The following is a 12,651-nucleotide window of genomic DNA, read 5'->3' as shown; positions in this document are numbered from 1 at the left end:
AAAGGACACCCTTAATGAACACATTGACGGCCGGAGCTGCTGCTCCGCAATTTGATTTGCCAAACCAAGATGAAAAACGCATTAAACTTAGCGACTACGCAGGCAAAAAGGTATTAGTGTATTTTTACCCTAAAGCCTTAACGCCTGGTTGTACTACTCAAGCGTGCGGCTTACGTGACAGCATTGAGCAACTTAAAGACGCAAACACGGTTGTATTTGGTGTAAGCCCAGATCCTGTAAAACGTCTGCCTAAATTTATCGAAAAACATCAGCTAAACTTTGACTTATTGTCAGATGAAGACCACGCAGTTGCTGATCAGTTTGGCGTGTGGGGCTTGAAGAAATTTATGGGCAAAGAATATGACGGTATTCACCGCATTAGCTTTTTAATTGATGAGCAAGGCCAGGTTGAACATGTATTTAATAAGTTTAAAACCAAAGAGCACCACCAAGTAGTGCTCGATTACTTAAACCAATAATTATTCCGCAGAAGTTGAGGGCTCGCTGTCCTCAACTTTTTCTATATGATGTGGCCAGGCATTCATTACCGCTTTCACTAAAGTGGCTAACGGAATCGCAAAGAATACTCCCCAAAAGCCCCACAAGCCGCCAAATACCAGCACCGCAACGATAATCGCCAAGGGGTGCAAATTTACCGCTTCTGAGAACAAAATAGGCACTAATACGTTGCCATCAATCACCTGTATTATGCCGTAAGCCAAGATAAGGTAACCAAACTGAGGGCTTAAACCCCACTGGAATAAACCCACCATAGCCACTGGTAGAGTTACAGCGAAGGCGCCAATAAAGGGGATAAGCACCGACAACCCCACCAATACGCCAAGCAGTGCTGAGTAACGTAAATCCATAATCGCAAATACGATGTAACTGGCCCCCCCCACTAGCAAGATTTCAATCGCTTTACCGCGAATATAGTTAATTACTTGGCCATTCATTTCCGACCAAACCTGAGTTAGCAAACGACGGTCATTAGGTAGAAAACGCGACACACTGCTAAGCAATACTTTCTTATCGCTTAACATGAAAAACACCATTAACGGCACCAATACGCTATACACCAATACCGTGGCCAAATTTATAATCGACGAAAGTGAAGACTGTAATAATTGTTCCCCTACGCCCATTAAGCGGGTTCTTACATTATCCACCACACTTTCAACTAAGGCTCCGTCGATAAACTCTGGGTATTGCTGCGGTAAAGACTCTAGCCATTGCTGAGTGCTATTGAGCATCACCGGATATTCACTCAGCAAGTTCATGCCTTGCCCCCACACGGTGGGTAGAATGCGCAATACGGTAAAGGTAGCAATCAGGAAAAAAATAAGCAGCACTAAGGCGCTGGCAAAGCCTCGTCGAAATCCGTGATTAGCTAAAAAGCTCACCGGCCAATCAAGTAAGTAAGCCAAAACTAGGGCAATCAGTAATGGCGCTAATAAGTTGCCAAAAAAGTACAACAGTACAAAACCAATGACCAACACCAGCGCCATCGCCACCGCTTCTGGATCAGAAAACATGCGGCGGTACCAATTTGATAAGACTTTAAACATAGTTACAGCTTCAATCCTTTAGCGGTTGGACAGTAATGGTGACACAAAAACCACGGGCACTTTGCTCTATACTTACGCCATGCCCTAGTCGACGAAAGTATTTGGGGATATCACTACGTGAACCACTATCCCCCAGCAGCAACTGAATTTGATCACCCACTCTAGCTTGCTTAAGCCAAAGCTTACTTTCCAATAATGGGTAAGGACAGTTATGTTTTTGTAAATCGAGGCAAAGCATTTGTAATAATTACCATAAAATAACCATGGCATTATTACAGGCTATTGATCAGGACTCAATTTATAGCTTTTGAATAACAAACAAAATCGGGGTATTCTCGCGATACAAATGGAAAGTTATCGGATTTCAATGACGCGTTTCGCACATTTTGTTCTCGCAGGCCTGCTTTTCGGCTACGCCCCTCTAATGTCTGCTAATAATCAATTGCCTGAAATAGGGACTGCCGGTGCCTCGGCTTTATCCATCGACAAAGAAATTATCTACGGCAATGCCTACATGCGAATTATTCGCGCTAGCAGCCGCATGACCAATGACCCGGTGTTATCTGAATATGTTACCGAGTTAGGCAACCACCTTGTTGGTAAAGCAGATTTAGTACGTACTCCTTTCAACTTCTTTTTAGTCACTGATAACGAAATTAACGCAGCAGCCTTTTTAGGTGGCTATGTAAAAATTCATACCGGTTTATTTTTATATGCTGATACAGAAAGCGAATTTGCCTCGGTAATTGCTCACGAAATCGCCCACGTTACTCAACGCCACATTGCCCGTAGTATTGAAAACCAAGCCGCTGCACAAAACCTGTCAATGGCTGGTATGTTAGGGTCTTTATTGCTGGGCCTTGCTAACCCAGTTGCAGGTATCGCAGCACTGCAAGCTACCATGGCGGCAGGTGTGCAAAACTCAATTAACTACACCCGTGCTAACGAATTTGAAGCAGACCGAATTGGTCTACGCACCTTGGCTAATGCCGGCTACGACCCTATAGGCATGGGCAACTTTTTTGGTAAGCTCTCTGAGAAGTACCGTTATGCTAGCAAACCACCACAAATGCTCATCACTCACCCATTACCAGAAACTCGGGTTAGTGAAGCACGTGCTCGGGCAAACCAATATCCTAATCGCTACGTTGCACCTTCTTTGTCGTTCCAGTTTGCTAAATCTCGGATTATTGTGCGCCATGGCACCTTGTCTCCTTCAGAAGCCTTAGAGCACTACAATCGTGTAATTAAACGCAAAGAATATCGAATTGAAGATGCAGCTCTCTATGGCAAAGCCCTGGCACTATTTGGCATGGGCAAATATAAAGAATCAAAAGCAATCGTTGATGGCCTAGCCAAACGCCATTCCGACAACCTGTTTATCATCGATACCCAAACCGACATCGATTTGGCGATGAAAAACTACCAACCTGCAATTAAACGTTTGCAAGTAGCGCAGACTCGCTACCCGAATAACCAAGTTATTGTGCTCAACTTAGCCCATGCATTTAGTGAAAATGGCCAATTTGAAGAAGGTGCTAAACTGCTTGATCGTTACTTACGCGAGCGCCCCAACGATGCTCTCGCTTGGGGAGAACTTAGCCGCAGCCAACGACGCCTCAAAAATATGGCTGCTAGCCATACTGCACGAGCCGAGTATCTTTCATTGCACTCAGATTATCGCCGCGCCGTTGACGAACTGCATAGCGCCTATAACCTAACAGAAAACAATCTCGAGCAAGCTCGCATTCAAGCAAGAATTGAACAATTTAAAGCTGCTGAGCAAGAGCTCGAGTCGCTCAACTAAGATTTATACAAGGAACCAACATGTCTAGTATTCAGATCCTGCATAATCCGCGCTGCTCAAAAAGCCGTCAAACTCTACAGCTTCTTCAAGAGAAAGGCATCGAGCCAGAAATAGTACTTTATCTGGAAACGCCTCCAAGTGAAGCCGATATCGCTAATATGCTGGACATGATGCAGCTTGAGCCTCGCCAGCTAATGCGCACCAAAGAAGCACTCTACAAAGAATTGAACTTGGCCGATGCTTCACTCACGCCGGCTCAGCTAATTGCCGCTATGCACGCTAATCCAAAACTAATTGAGCGCCCAATAGTGATCAACCAAGGTCAAGCACGCATCGGTCGTCCACCAGAGCAGGTGTTAGAGATTGTCTAAGCTCACTACTTCCCAGCTATTACTGCTAGCAAAAAGCAGCTATTTGTTGCTGCTAGCCTGGGTATTGTTATGGCATTTATGGCTATCACCGCCTGTGGATATTAGCCTAACTATGATGCTGGTCTTTTGGGTTGTTCCCCTACTATTTCCACTAAAAGGGATACTAGCGGGTAAACCCTATACCTACGCTTGGAGTTGCTTTGTACTGCTGTTATATGTACTGCACAGCACTACGCTATTAGTGGTATCAGACACAGAGCGCTGGCTGGCAGCGGTAGAGCTAGTATTAGTACTGAGCGCTTTTTGGTTTGGATTACAATACGCCAAGTTTCGCGGTAAAGAGCTGGGAATAGGCTTAAAGAAGCTAAAAGATAAAACTAAAGACTAAAGCTCTAGAATCTCTTTTACAAAGGGAACGGTTAGCTTACGTTGCGCAGTAATTGAAGCTTGGTCGAGCAGATCAAGCTTGTTCAGTAAGGTAGGCATATCACGAGATAAACGCTTCAGTAAAAATCGGGCAACCTCTAGTGGCATTTTCAAGCCGCGTAACTCTGCTCGTAATTGTAAGGCGCTAAGCTTCTGCTCATCATCTAGCTCATGCAGCTTGTAAGTGACGCCCCAATTTAAGCGAGACTGTAAGTCAGCCAAACCAAAAGACAATTGAGGAGCTGGCGCATTGGCGGTAACGATTAAACGGGTGGTAGAGGCTAACTCTTTACGACGATTATAAAAATCAAAAATCGCTTCTTCCCAAGCCGAAATCCCCACTATCGCATCAATGTTGTCTAGGCAAACCAATGCCATGCTCTCGAGGCCTTCGAGCATTTTAGGAGACATTGCAGCATGCATCTCTAAGGGTAAGTAAGCACTTGCCGCGCCCACGTCAGCCATTTCGGTACAGCTAGCATGCAACAAATGGGTTCTACCCGATCCCTCACTGCCCCACAAATAAAGCATCCTCTCGCCTTTATCTAAAGCAAGATTACGCAGTGCACTTAATAACTGTTGATTATCGCCCGGGTAAAAACTTACCAAGGTTTCATCGTCAGGTAGTAGTACAGGAAGTGATAATTGCGGGGAAAAACTCAAAGTGATAAATCAAAGCTGATACAAAACTAGGTGCATTGTACCAGCTCGCTATTAAGATGAAAAATTTTTGCTACTGGTAATAGTAGTACTTTGTTCGCGTTTCATCCGCTTGTAAGCGCGGAGCGATATCAAGTGAAGATTTAAGGTCTTCCCACGGGCTAAGCAATTGCACCTCAAAGGTAAAGGTATCCTGTTTTACGTTGTGTAAGGTGACTCTTGCCACGCTAGGTTGCTGGTTTAAAAAACGTTCTAACTCAACATATTTGTTCATGCTAGTTACGTTAGCAAAACTCACTAACATTGCTTCGTCGGCATTTTCGCCAAGTACCACACCATAACGCTCAGCCAAGCTAGCACTGACTGCGCTCATCGCCTCTGCACTAACTTCCTCTAAAGGAGCTTGAACTTGGCCACTATCCAGTTGAGTTTGACTGGAGCTGTCTAACAAGCGCCATTGGATCTGCCAGTTTTGCCCTTGCGGATACTGACGAAAGCTAAGCACCAATGGCACCGAGTAACGCTCGCTAGCGGCGTACAACGGGCCATCAAAGCCGCCCCACACATCATTAACAGTTACCGCCATGCTATCTTCTAAATCCATAACTGGCAGGCGCACTGGCAAACCTAGGAGTTGAGCTTGTTCGCGACCTTTAACTAACCAGTCTTGCTGAGCACTATCGGCCAACAATTCACGGTTAAAGTTCTGCTCATTGGCATACCATAAAATGATGTCAGGACGCTGCTTACCCCATAAACGCAATTGCGCCTGCATTAGCAGCTGATTAACTTTCGCTTCGTTAAACAATACTGAGATAGCATCATCTCGGTAAGCAAATTGCTGAATATAAGGGTTTATATTGGCTTTTGCTTTAGCTACCAAAGGATTAGTGTTGCTGGCTTGCTCACCGGTTAGGCGCAGTACTAATAACTCAAAAGCCTGTTGTTGATCTTGTTGGGTATCGCCTGTGGCCTGTGCTTCAACGCGGTAAAGCTCCTCTTGCAAGGATGCTTGAACCGGCAAAATCACAACTGCCAAACTAAGTACCAACAACCACTTTTTAATCACTGCGCTCTCCTAGAGATTCTATTAACTATTTTTGACGTACTATTTAGTACCAAAAATCTTATCGCCGGCATCACCCAAACCAGGAAGGATGTAACCTTGCTCATTTAGCTTTTCATCAATTGACGCAGTATACAAGACCAAATCGGGGTGTGCAGCTTCCAAGGCTTTTAAACCTTCTGGCGCAGCTACCAATACTAATACCACGATGTCTTTACAGCCTTGCTCTTTAAGTAAGTCGATAGTGGCAATCATAGAACCGCCCGTGGCCAGCATTGGGTCAACCACCAGGGCTAATCGCTCGTCAATTTGGCTCACTAGTTTATGGAAATACGGAACTGGCTCTAGGGTTTCTTCATCACGGTAAATACCCACTACGCTGGTTTTTGCTGAAGGCATATGCTCTAGCACACCATCCATCATGCCTAGACCGGCTCGTAAAATAGGCACTACCGTAGCCTTTTTGCCTTTGATCTGTTCTACCTTCACAGGGCCATTCCAACCGGCAATTGTCACTTCTTCAATGTCTAAGTTGGCTGTTGCTTCGTAGGTAAGCAGAGCAGAAACTTCGCGGGCTAATTCGCGAAAACGCTTTGTGCTAATGTCTGCTTCGCGCATTAGGCCAATTTTGTGACGAACTAAAGGATGCTTTACTTCAACAACTTTCATCTCTATTCCTTTGATTTACCGAATTGTGAGCCGCTAGTTTAAATCAGGCTCAATGAGGATATGTTAGCAAAAATCAACAAAATGTCTTAGTTATCGTTTATTACTGTTACCGAACCGCTAACACTGCTAAAATGTCGCGAAATTTTTTTCCATGTTCGTTGCAAGGTAATCCCGTGACCAAACAAAACACCCCTCTGAGTTATAAAGATGCTGGCGTTGATATCGAAGCTGGTAATGCATTAGTAGAACGTATCAAAAGTGTTAGTAAACGTACCCAGCGCCCAGAAGTAATGGGTGGACTAGGAGGCTTTGGTGCATTGTGTCAATTGCCAACTGGTTACAAAGAGCCTGTATTAGTTGCTGGCACCGACGGTGTGGGTACTAAATTACGTTTAGCGCTAGATTTGGAAAAACACGACACCGTTGGTATCGACTTAGTCGCAATGTGTGTAAACGACCTTATTGTTCAAGGTGCTGAGCCTCTATTCTTCTTAGACTACTACGCTACGGGTAAACTTGAAGTTGATACCGCAGCCGACGTTGTAAAGGGTATTGGTCAAGGTTGTGAGCAATCTGGCTGTGCCTTAATTGGTGGTGAAACTGCAGAAATGCCAGGCATGTACCATGGCGACGACTACGACATCGCTGGTTTCTGTGTGGGTGTTGTTGAAAAGTCAGAAATTATTGATGGCACTAAAGTCGCTAGCGGTGACGCACTAATCGCACTAGCGTCTAGCGGTCCTCACTCAAACGGCTACTCGCTAATTCGCAAGATTCTAGAAGTATCTAACGCTGACCCTAAGCAAGTATTAGGTGAAAGTACTTTAGGTGAAACCCTATTAACACCTACCAAGATCTACGTTAAATCTGTATTAGCACTGCTTAAGCAATGTGAAGTACACGCTTTATCGCACATTACTGGTGGTGGCTTCTGGGAAAACATTCCTCGCGTTTTACCTGCTGGTGCAAAAGCCGTTGTTGATGAAAACAGCTGGCAGTGGCCTGAAGTATTCAACTGGTTACAAGAAAACGGTAACGTTGCTCGCGAAGAAATGTACCGCACTTTCAACTGTGGTGTTGGCATGGTTATCGCGCTACCAGAAGCTGAAGTAGAAGCCGCTCTTGCTTTATTAGCAGAACATGGCGAAACGGCTTGGAAAATTGGCCACATTGAAGATGTAGCTGAAGGCGAAGGCCAAGTAGAATTTAAATAGGGTAAGTAATGGCACGCAACATTGTTGTACTGATTTCAGGTTCAGGGACTAACCTGCAAGCCATTATTGATGCCTGCGAAGAGGGGCGTATTAACGCCTCTATTTCTGCAGTAGTGAGTAACAAGGCCGATGCTTATGGCCTTGAACGCGCTAAACAGGCAGCCATTAACACGGTAGTTGTAAACCCTAAAGAATATAGCGATCGCGAAAGCTACGACATGGCTTTAGCCGAGGTAATTGAACAGCATAATGCTGACTTAATTGTTATGGCTGGCTTCATGCGTATTCTTAGCCAAGCATTTGTGGAACGTTTTAGCGGCAAGATGCTAAACATTCATCCCTCTTTGCTGCCTAAGTATCAGGGTTTAAATACTCACCAGCGCGCCATTGAAGCGAAAGACCAAGAACACGGTTGCAGTATTCACTTTGTAACACCAGAGCTTGATGGAGGCCCTGTTATTTTACAGGCCAAAGTGCCAGTGTTTAGTGAAGATGATGCCGACGCTTTGGCCGCCAGAGTACAAGTACAAGAGCACGCCATTTACCCCTTGGTAGTAAACTGGTTTATTGAAGGACGCTTGAACATGGAAAATGATAGCGCCCTACTCGATGGCAAGATACTCCCAAGCAGCGGTTACGCTAACTCATAAAAAAAAGCGCCTTAAGGCGCTTTTTTTAACTGTTCTTCAGCATATATAGCAACTAAATCTGCCCTACTGCACTTCACCATCTTTAAACAACACGTATGAACCACTGGCAATTTTTTGCCATTGCTCGTTATTGGTTAAAGGTTGAGTGGCAATCATCGTCACCACATCGTTTGGTGTAGTTTCTTTGTAGAAGTCGATAGTAACATCTGCATCTGCTAACTGAGCCTCGCCAAATGGCGCACGACGAGTAATCCAATGCAGATTAGTTGAGCAATAAGCCATTACAAACTCGCCATTGCTCAACAGCATATTAAATACGCCTTTTGCACGTAGTTGATCCGCTAAACTCGCCACAAACTTAAACATGGCCTTCATATTCGCAGGTTTACGCGGGTATTTAATTCGCAACTGCTCCAAAATCCAGCAAAAAGCACGCTCGCTATCAGTAGCGCCAATTGGCCTAAAGAAGCCAGTATCAAGCGTTTTATAGCCCTTTAGCTGACCATTGTGTGCGTAAGTCCAGTTTTGTCCCCACAACTCGCGAGTAAAAGGGTGGGTATTCTCTAAAGACACACACCCGCGGTTGGCTTGGCGAATATGCCCTACCACAGCTTGGCTTTTAATCGGAAAGGCCTGCACTAATTCTGCAATCTTTGATTTGCAGCTAGGCGCAGGATCTTTAAAACTGCGACAGCCCTTACCTTCATAAAAGGTAATGCCCCAGCCATCCACATGCGGGCCTGTCACGCCACCGCGCTGCACCAAACCGGTAAAAGAAAAGCAAATATCAGTAGGAACATTAGCACTCATTCCTAATAACTCACACATACAACTACTCGCTACTTACAATACTTATGTAACAGGCTTATTCAGCCATGTATTTTTCGATTAACTGAATCAAGATATGAATCACTTTAATGTGAATTTCTTGAATGCGGTCAGCAAAACCAAAATGTGGCACGCGGATCTCTACGTCGGCTTGGCCGGCCATTTTGCCACCATCTTTACCAGACAAAATAATCACTTTCATGCCTTTGGCTTTAGCCGCTTCTATGGCCTTAATGATGTTACCCGAGTTACCACTGGTGCTAATGCCAAAAAGAACGTCACCCGCTTGACCCAAGCCTTCAATATAACGAGAGAATACATACTCATAGCCATAATCGTTACTTACACAAGACAAGTGGCTTGGGTCTGAAATAGCAATGGCAGGATAAGCAGGGCGGTTTTCTCGATAGCGGCCGGTTAATTCCTCGGCAAAATGCATGGCATCACAATGAGAACCGCCGTTACCACAAGATAATACTTTGCCTTGTTGCTTAAAACTGTCGGCTAACAAACGCGCAGCTTGCTCTATCGCGTCAATATTCTTCTCGTCGGCAATAAAAGCATTTAGAACAGTTACCGCTTCTTGTAACTCTTCAACTATCAAATTTTTCATCTAGGTTCCCTTATCTGGGCAAGGCTTATTAGCTGCACACTATAACGTTTTTTTTAGTCATGATCAGCGTTCTATTTGGCTCATATCTCAATTTGTTAACTAAAAAATACAGCTAAACTTATGTTGATATTTTGTAAAAGACTTGAAGTTTGTTAACCACTGCGTTACAAATACACCAAAGAGGTCAGACCTCTTATAAGTCCAAGGAGAGATTGATGCAAAGTTACTTACCCCTTTTTGCTGCCATCGGCGGCCTATTACTGATGGGCGGCCTCGCTTATTTTAGAGCTTCATTACTAGCATTTAGCTTAGTGCTAACCGCTTCACTGGTTGCTTACAGTTTTGTATCGCCCTTTAGCGAGTTATTCTGGCTAGCTTATTTGTTAATTGTAGGTGGATTAAACTTTAAGCCTTTGCGTCAACAACTGATCTCAAAGCCGCTGTTCAAAATCTTCAAAAAAATCATGCCAGAGATGTCACGTACCGAGAAAGAAGCCATCGATGCAGGCACAACCTGGTGGGAAGGCGAGCTGTTTCGCGGCGCTCCCGATTGGAAAAAACTACATAGTTACCCTGCTCCACGCCTCAGCGCAGAAGAGCAAGCTTTTCTAGATGGTCCGGTTGAGCAAGTATGTGCAATGACTAAAGACTGGGAAATCACCCATGAACTAGCAGACTTACCAGAAGAAATTTGGGACTTTTTGAAACAACATAAGTTCTTCGCCATGATCATTAAAAAGAAATACGGTGGTCTGGAGTTCTCTGCTTATGCCCAATCTTGTGTACTACAAAAACTAGCCAGTATCTCAGCGGTGCTTTCTAGTACCGTTGGGGTACCTAACTCTTTGGGGCCAGGTGAATTGCTGCAACACTACGGTACAAAAGAGCAACAAGACCATTACCTTCCTCGCTTAGCAGAGGGTAAAGAAATCCCTTGTTTTGCCTTAACTAGCCCAGAAGCTGGCTCAGATGCCGGTTCAATTCCCGATGCCGGCGTAGTTTGCATGGGCGAATGGCAGGGCGAACAAGTGCTTGGGATGAGAATCACTTGGAACAAGCGCTACATCACCCTAGCGCCAGTAGCCACTATTTTAGGTCTAGCTTTCAAACTGTCTGATCCCGATAAGTTGATTGGTGAGCAAGAAGAGCTGGGGATTACCTGTGCACTTATTCCAACCGATATCGAAGGTGTTGAAGTAGGCCGTCGTCACTTCCCACTCAATATTCCTTTCATGAATGGCCCAACCCGCGCTAATGAACTGTTTGTTCCTATCGACTTTATCATTGGTGGTAAAGCGATGGCCGGTCAAGGCTGGCGTATGCTAGTAGAGTGTTTGTCTGTTGGCCGCGGTATTACTTTGCCATCTAGCGCCACTGGCGGCATTAAAAATGCTGCTTTAGCAACCGGTGCTTACGCCCGCATTCGTCGCCAGTTCAAACTGCCGATTGGTAAAATGGAAGGTGTTGAAGAACCATTGGCCCGCTTAGCTGGTAATGCTTACATGATGGGCGCGGCTTCTGATTTAACCGTAACCGCTATCGACTTAGGCGAAAAGCCATCGGTGGTCTCGGCGATAGTAAAATACCACCTTACTCACCGTGGCCAGCGCGCTAGCATTGACGCAATGGATGTAGTGGGTGGTAAAGGCATTTGCTTGGGGCCTAAAAACTTCCTCGCGCGATCTTATCAAGGTGCACCTATTGCGATTACGGTGGAAGGGGCAAATATTCTTACCCGTAGCATGATTATTTATGGGCAAGGCGCTATTCGCTGCCACCCTTACGTGCTTAGCGAGATGGAAGCAGCCCAACATCCTGATTTTAACCAAGGCTTGAAGCAGTTTGATAAAGCACTATTTAGCCATCTAGGTTTTGCCACTAGCAATTTTGTACGCAGCTTTTGGTTTGGCCTAACCAGCAATAGCTTAATTAGCACGCCTTATTCCGACCAAACAGCACCCTACTACAAACAACTAACCCGCTTTAGTAGTAACTTGGCACTGCTATCTGACGTAGCGATGGGGACCCTAGGCGGTAACTTAAAACGTAAAGAGCGTGTATCGGCTCGTTTAGGCGATATGCTCAGCCAACTTTACTTAAGCTCAGCTACATTAAAACGCTTTGACGATGACGGCCGTAAGCAAGAAGATTTACCGCTACTTCACTGGAGTATGCAAGACTCGCTGTTTCAATTACAAAACGCCTTAGATGAATTGCTGCTTAACTTCCCTAACAAATGGGTAGGCAAAGCAATGCGTTTAGTCATGTTCCCACTAGGTAAGCCTTTCCACGCGCCAAGTGATGTACTCGACCATAAACTTGCTCGAATCCTCCAAGAGCCAAGTGAAACCCGTAATCGCGTAGGACAAGGTCGCTTTGATAGCCGCGTTGAAGGTAATGTGTATGGTGAACTAGAGCAAACCTTAGAAGATGTACTAGCTTGCGAAACACTGTACGACAAAGTGTGTAAAGCACTGGGCGAAAAGCGTCCCTTTACTCAGCTTGATAAACTGGCCGATGAAGGTATTAAGCTTGGCGTCATCAACGCTGACGAGGCAGCCTTAATGCGTAAGACAGAGCAAGGCAGGTTAGCAGCAATTAACGTTGACGATTTTGACCATCAACAGCTAGAGAATCGCCCCAGCATACCAAAAGCAGAAGCTGCGGATTTAGATTCAGTAGCCTAAGGTTTAACTTCACAAAAGCCCAAAAAGCGAGCTGAGTCAGCTCGCTTTTTTTATCACTATCGCAAGCAAGGCATTGAATTTGAGTCTAAAAT

The 12,651-nt window shown here is 45.0% G+C and carries 14 protein-coding genes; 7 read left to right on the top strand and 7 right to left on the bottom strand.

Annotated features, from left to right (window positions below; all coding sequences use genetic code 11):
• Positions 1 to 14: 14 nt before the first annotated feature.
• Positions 15 to 479: a thioredoxin-dependent thiol peroxidase gene (bcp, locus tag G6R11_RS06905; protein ID WP_163132340.1), complete on the top strand. Its 465-nt coding sequence runs from the start codon at positions 15 to 17 to the stop codon at positions 477 to 479.
• Here the strand turns inward: bcp and G6R11_RS06900 are convergent, their stop codons facing one another.
• Both G6R11_RS06900 and G6R11_RS06895 read right to left on the bottom strand, forming a co-directional pair.
• The gene (locus tag G6R11_RS06900) at positions 480 to 1,568 is read right to left on the bottom strand and encodes an AI-2E family transporter (protein WP_163132339.1); all 1,089 of its coding nucleotides are present in this window, start codon (positions 1,566 to 1,568) and stop codon (positions 480 to 482) included. It lies immediately after the preceding gene.
• A gap of 10 nt (positions 1,569 to 1,578) precedes the next feature.
• Positions 1,579 to 1,806, bottom strand: coding sequence for a sulfurtransferase TusA family protein (locus G6R11_RS06895; protein ID WP_163132338.1), 228 nt, complete (start codon positions 1,804 to 1,806; stop codon positions 1,579 to 1,581).
• A gap of 129 nt (positions 1,807 to 1,935) precedes the next feature.
• Between G6R11_RS06895 and G6R11_RS06890 the strand changes: the two genes are divergently transcribed.
• From G6R11_RS06890 to G6R11_RS06880, 3 genes are read left to right on the top strand one after another with little or no spacing between them, the layout of a single operon-like run.
• The gene (locus tag G6R11_RS06890; protein ID WP_163132337.1) at positions 1,936 to 3,375 is read left to right on the top strand and encodes a M48 family metalloprotease; all 1,440 of its coding nucleotides are present in this window, start codon (positions 1,936 to 1,938) and stop codon (positions 3,373 to 3,375) included.
• A gap of 20 nt (positions 3,376 to 3,395) precedes the next feature.
• Positions 3,396 to 3,746, top strand: coding sequence for an arsenate reductase (glutaredoxin) (gene arsC / locus G6R11_RS06885; protein WP_163132336.1), 351 nt, complete (start codon positions 3,396 to 3,398; stop codon positions 3,744 to 3,746).
• On the top strand, positions 3,739 to 4,134 hold the full coding sequence (locus G6R11_RS06880; RefSeq protein WP_163132335.1) for a DUF2069 domain-containing protein: 396 nt from the start codon (positions 3,739 to 3,741) through the stop codon (positions 4,132 to 4,134). Before arsC ends, G6R11_RS06880 begins: the two co-directional genes overlap by 8 nt.
• On the opposite strand, the gene hda is transcribed toward G6R11_RS06880, so the two are convergent.
• The 3 genes from hda to upp form a co-directional block, all read right to left on the bottom strand.
• The gene (gene hda, locus G6R11_RS06875; protein WP_163132334.1) at positions 4,131 to 4,835 is read right to left on the bottom strand and encodes a DnaA inactivator Hda; all 705 of its coding nucleotides are present in this window, start codon (positions 4,833 to 4,835) and stop codon (positions 4,131 to 4,133) included. The two genes, G6R11_RS06880 and hda, sit on opposite strands and share 4 nt — an antisense overlap.
• A gap of 70 nt (positions 4,836 to 4,905) precedes the next feature.
• Entirely contained in the window at positions 4,906 to 5,901 is a 996-nt protein-coding gene (locus G6R11_RS06870; protein ID WP_163132333.1) for a DUF2066 domain-containing protein, read from the bottom strand.
• 39 nt (positions 5,902 to 5,940) lie between these two features.
• A complete protein-coding gene (upp, locus tag G6R11_RS06865) occupies positions 5,941 to 6,567 on the bottom strand; it encodes a uracil phosphoribosyltransferase (RefSeq protein ID WP_163132332.1) in 627 nt (208 codons plus the stop codon).
• Positions 6,568 to 6,740: 173 nt separating this feature from the next.
• Here upp and purM point away from each other — a divergent pair, with 173 nt between their 5' ends.
• Positions 6,741 to 7,781, top strand: a complete 1,041-nt coding sequence (purM, locus tag G6R11_RS06860) for a phosphoribosylformylglycinamidine cyclo-ligase (RefSeq protein ID WP_163132331.1) — start codon at positions 6,741 to 6,743, stop codon at positions 7,779 to 7,781.
• 8 nt (positions 7,782 to 7,789) lie between these two features.
• Positions 7,790 to 8,431: a phosphoribosylglycinamide formyltransferase gene (gene purN / locus G6R11_RS06855; RefSeq protein ID WP_163132330.1), complete on the top strand. Its 642-nt coding sequence runs from the start codon at positions 7,790 to 7,792 to the stop codon at positions 8,429 to 8,431.
• A 63-nt stretch (positions 8,432 to 8,494) separates the two neighbouring features.
• Here the strand turns inward: purN and G6R11_RS06850 are convergent, their stop codons facing one another.
• Positions 8,495 to 9,259, bottom strand: coding sequence for a class II glutamine amidotransferase (locus tag G6R11_RS06850; protein WP_163132329.1), 765 nt, complete (start codon positions 9,257 to 9,259; stop codon positions 8,495 to 8,497).
• Between the two features lie 37 nt (positions 9,260 to 9,296).
• The gene (gene lpcA, locus G6R11_RS06845; protein WP_152779719.1) at positions 9,297 to 9,872 is read right to left on the bottom strand and encodes a D-sedoheptulose 7-phosphate isomerase; all 576 of its coding nucleotides are present in this window, start codon (positions 9,870 to 9,872) and stop codon (positions 9,297 to 9,299) included.
• A 215-nt stretch (positions 9,873 to 10,087) separates the two neighbouring features.
• Here lpcA and fadE point away from each other — a divergent pair, with 215 nt between their 5' ends.
• Positions 10,088 to 12,559, top strand: a complete 2,472-nt coding sequence (gene fadE, locus G6R11_RS06840; protein WP_163132328.1) for an acyl-CoA dehydrogenase FadE — start codon at positions 10,088 to 10,090, stop codon at positions 12,557 to 12,559.
• The last annotated feature ends 92 nt before the right edge of the window (positions 12,560 to 12,651 follow it).

It is taken from the genome of Agarivorans sp. Alg241-V36, assembly GCF_900537085.1.
Lineage (GTDB): Bacteria > Pseudomonadota > Gammaproteobacteria > Enterobacterales > Celerinatantimonadaceae > Agarivorans.
This window is presented reverse-complemented; position numbering and strand designations above follow the sequence as displayed.

Bases quoted from the DNA above. Each gene is read 5' to 3' on its own strand.
- bcp (WP_163132340.1), top strand. From the start codon at position 15: ATGAACACATTGACGGCCGGAGCTGCTGCTCCGCAATTTGATTTGCCA.
- G6R11_RS06900 (WP_163132339.1), bottom strand. From the start codon at position 1,568: ATGTTTAAAGTCTTATCAAATTGGTACCGCCGCATGTTTTCTGATCCA.
- G6R11_RS06895 (WP_163132338.1), bottom strand. From the start codon at position 1,806: ATGCTTTGCCTCGATTTACAAAAACATAACTGTCCTTACCCATTATTG.
- G6R11_RS06890 (WP_163132337.1), top strand. From the start codon at position 1,936: ATGACGCGTTTCGCACATTTTGTTCTCGCAGGCCTGCTTTTCGGCTAC.
- arsC (WP_163132336.1), top strand. From the start codon at position 3,396: ATGTCTAGTATTCAGATCCTGCATAATCCGCGCTGCTCAAAAAGCCGT.
- upp (WP_163132332.1), bottom strand. From the start codon at position 6,567: ATGAAAGTTGTTGAAGTAAAGCATCCTTTAGTTCGTCACAAAATTGGC.
- purN (WP_163132330.1), top strand. From the start codon at position 7,790: ATGGCACGCAACATTGTTGTACTGATTTCAGGTTCAGGGACTAACCTG.
- G6R11_RS06850 (WP_163132329.1), bottom strand. From the start codon at position 9,259: ATGTGTGAGTTATTAGGAATGAGTGCTAATGTTCCTACTGATATTTGC.
- lpcA (WP_152779719.1), bottom strand. From the start codon at position 9,872: ATGAAAAATTTGATAGTTGAAGAGTTACAAGAAGCGGTAACTGTTCTA.
- fadE (WP_163132328.1), top strand. From the start codon at position 10,088: ATGCAAAGTTACTTACCCCTTTTTGCTGCCATCGGCGGCCTATTACTG.